Source organism: Frankia sp. CcWB2 (genome assembly GCF_977927585.1).
In genome coordinates this window covers 1-2,863 of sequence record NZ_CDWRCM010000232.1, presented here as the reverse complement: position 1 = coordinate 2,863, position 2,863 = coordinate 1, and the positions used below count along the sequence as shown (strand labels likewise).

The window sequence follows — 2,863 nt, the reverse complement described above, 5'->3', positions numbered from 1 at the left end:
GGGGGAGAGCCAGGATCGCGCCGTCGAGATAGGTGCTGCCGAGCTGGGCCGCCCAGCTGGCGGTCTCACGCGCCACAGTGGAACTGGCCGTGGTCAGGTTGACCAGCGTCCGGCCGTCCAGGGCGGCGCCGACCGGGTCCAGCAGCTCGTGCACGGCGTCGTAGTCGGAGACGCAGATGACGACGAGTGGGCTTGCCTCGACCGCGGCCCTGATCGATGGGGCGAGGGTCGCGCCGTTGGCGACCAGATCGTCTGCCTTCCCTGCCGAGCGGTTCCAGACCGTGGTCGGGTGGCCGTTGGACAGGAAGGCCGCCGCCAGCGCGCGGCCCATCAGGCCGAGTCCGACGACGGTGACCGGCGATGCGGAGACTGAGGGGGTGGACACAGGAGCTTCTCCGGATGTCGTGCGGCGTCCGCCGCGATGGATGTGATCGTTCGTTCGCCGGTCCCAGGCGTGCCAGCGCGGTGATGTGACCCGCGTCCGCGTTTCGTGCGTCGATCTATTCCCGTCTCTCGTCCTCGGCGGCCCACGGGCCGCTGACACCGAAGGGGTTGTCTACGACGTAACGCCAGTAGCCGTTCTCGCCCTGACGCAGGACGTCGATGGCGACGCCGTCCAGCGGCTCGGGTTCGCCGTTTGCGCCGATCGTGTCCATCCGCCACTCGACCACAAGCATGGCGGTATCGCCGACCACCAGCTTCTGGCGCACCGTCGCTTCCACGGACGGTTTGCGAGTCGCCAGAAATTCAGCCACGTAGTCGCGGCGGACCTGGCCGCGGAGGGGCTTTCCCGGCTCCCACATCCCGACCGCGTCGTCGGTGTACATCGCATTGACCGCGGCGGCGTCACCGGAGTTGAAAGCGGCTCCGAAGGCCTCCTGGTGCAGGTTGATGTCACGTACCAGTGCGTATTGAGTTTCGGTCACGGCACATTTGCTCCATTCGTATACTGACGGCATATGGCGTGGACCTGCTCGCAGGCTAGCAGCGAGCGTTCCTCGATCCGGTCTTGTGTCGGTAATCGTGTATAGACGTGAGAGGAATCGACCCGATTACCGGGTCAGCTCCTCGGTGATCCCCGGGAACAGTTCCTCCAGGACGAGGAGACCAGCGGCCAGCAGGTTGTGCAGGTGCTCGCCGTGCGGGACGCCTCGTCGGGTGTCACGGTGCCCCCCGGCGGCGTCGTGCCCGGTGAGGTCGTCACGGTCGACGAGGACGACCTCGGTGTACCGGTCCGCCAGCACACGCGCTGCCAACAGCCCGGCCATGCTTGCGCCGAGCACAACCACACGATCACGTCCAGATGTTTCCGCCATGCGGTCACTCCCCTGCTGCGTGCTAAAGGGTGGGGGGCGGAAAATAGCCCGCCTTGACGAAGAAGATCACATATCTCTCGAACAGGCCACGATCGACCGCCGGGCATTCAATGCTGGTTTCCCGCAGCGCGTGTTCGGTGTCCGAGACATCGATCGGCGGATAGGTGGCCAGGCCGTTGCCTGCGTTCATTCCCTCGAACGAGTCCAGCAGCGGGAACATCGCGTTCTTCCGGTCCCCGCGCACGCGGGCCGACCACGAGTCCCAGTCCAGCGCGGGCAGGTGGTATCCGAAGGATCTGAGGTGATCGACGAACTCGGCGAACGTCTGATTCTGCCGGTTGTACAGATGGAAGGTCCGGCCAGCGGTGTCCCGCAGCGTGGAGAGAGCCACGATCGCCGTGCTGACGTAGTCCACGGGAACCATGTGGACGACGCCGGCGAGGCTCTCGGGCACCGCCTGGGCCTCCAGGATTCCCCGGAGGCTCAACCAGACAAAATCCCTGGTCTGGCAGGCGCCGGTCATCTGGTCGCCGCACACGACATCCACCCGGTACACCGAGAGGGGCAGTCCGCGGTCCCTGCCGAGACCGATGATCTGCTCGGCGACCCATTTGCTCTGCAGATAACCGTTGTGCAGCAGGTGCGCCGGCCCGGTCGGGTCGGTCACGGTGGCCGCGCGCGCGTCAGGGCTCGGAGCGGGGAACACCCCGGTCGTCGACACGTAGTGGACCGGAACCGTGCGGTGTGCCGCGGCCAGCCGCAACACCTCCCGGGTGCCGCCGACGTTCGTCGGCGCGAGTTCGGTGTAGGGCCGCAGCCAGCTGACCGTCGCGCCGGCGTGATAGACGACGTCGACCCGGCGGGCGAGGTCGTCGAACCCGGCTTCGGCCAGGCCCAGTCGGCTCGCGGCCAGGTCACCGACGACGACGGACAGACGGGCCGGATCGATGTCCTCCCACACCTGGTACCAAGCCAGGTTCTCCCGCAGGCGGCGGGTCGCCGTGGCCCGGTCTTCTCCCCGCACCAGGCAGTGCACCGTGGCGGTCGTCGATCGCATCAGATCACGGAGCAGGAACGCGCCGAGAAAGCCGGTGGCGCCGGTCAGCAGGATCTCGGCGGGGTCGGTGGCCACCCGGTCGATCTCGCCCGCGGGCTGAATACCCTCGTCGAGGTGGACCTCGGCGGAGAAGTCGACGTCGGCGGCGCGCGAGGACGCCCCTTGCGCGGCCACCAGGAGGGTGGCCAGGTGCTCCACCAGTTCCTTGGGTGTCGGGCGCTCGAAGATCAGGGATGGCGGCAGCCGCAGACCAGTGGCATCGGCCAGCCGGTTGCGCAGCTCCACCGAGGTGAGCGAATCGAATCCGAGGTCGGAGAAGAGCTGGTGCTCCTCGACCGCTCCCGGTGCCGAGTGTCCGAGGACGAGCGCCACCTCCTGAAGGACGAAGTCCGACACCGCGCCGCGCCGGTGAGACGGGGGCAGTTCCGTGGATCTGTCGCTGATCTTGTGATCGAACTGGCCCTCTCATGATCGTCTATTGGTGTCGTGC

General features: G+C 67.3%; 3 protein-coding genes and 1 pseudogene. All 4 read right to left on the bottom strand.

The window, feature by feature from the left end; genetic code table 11:
* On the bottom strand, nt 1-331 hold a 331-nt coding region (locus tag ACY45C_RS19050; protein WP_462188941.1), incomplete at its 3' end, for an NAD(P)-binding domain-containing protein.
* A gap of 169 nt (nt 332-500) precedes the next feature.
* Nucleotides 501-926, bottom strand: coding sequence for a YybH family protein (locus tag ACY45C_RS19045; protein ID WP_462188936.1), 426 nt, complete (start codon nt 924-926; stop codon nt 501-503).
* A 135-nt stretch (nt 927-1,061) separates the two neighbouring features.
* Nucleotides 1,062-1,316: pseudogene (locus tag ACY45C_RS19040) on the bottom strand (NAD(P)-binding protein); the annotation flags it as partial.
* A 22-nt stretch (nt 1,317-1,338) separates the two neighbouring features.
* Nucleotides 1,339-2,769, bottom strand: coding sequence for a thioester reductase domain-containing protein (locus ACY45C_RS19035; protein ID WP_462188935.1), 1,431 nt, complete (start codon nt 2,767-2,769; stop codon nt 1,339-1,341).
* Nucleotides 2,770-2,863 lie beyond the last annotated feature (94 nt).